The sequence below is a fragment of the Vibrio sp. T20 genome (assembly GCF_007858795.1).
Taxonomy (GTDB): domain Bacteria; phylum Pseudomonadota; class Gammaproteobacteria; order Enterobacterales; family Vibrionaceae; genus Vibrio; species Vibrio satsumensis.
Genome location: NZ_VFEB01000101.1, coordinates 1 through 260, shown reverse-complemented (window position 1 = coordinate 260; position 260 = coordinate 1). Strand labels below are relative to the sequence as shown.

The 260-nt window shown below is 43.8% G+C and carries 1 protein-coding gene; it reads left to right on the top strand.

Translation table 11 applies throughout. The annotated features are described in order from the left end of the window. Positions 1–260, top strand: a 260-nt coding sequence (locus FTW16_RS12805; RefSeq protein ID WP_186728060.1) for a BCCT family transporter, incomplete at both ends; no start/stop codon positions are given.

Sequence of the window (260 nt, the reverse complement as noted above, 5' to 3'; positions counted from 1 at the left end):
CTGTAGTCCGTGGTATTGATGGCGGTGTTAAATTTATCAGTAATATCAACATGTTAGTTGCTTTTATGCTACTAGTTCTGGTTGCGCTGATTGGTTATGCCGTTACTTTTGCTTCCATACCAACTACATTGATGGCTTACATCGAAAACATTATTCCGTTGAGTAATCCTCACGGCCGTGAAGATGAAGCGTGGCTGCACGGTTGGACTGTGTTCTACTGGGCTTGGTGGATTTCGTGGTCTCCATTCGTCGGTATGTTT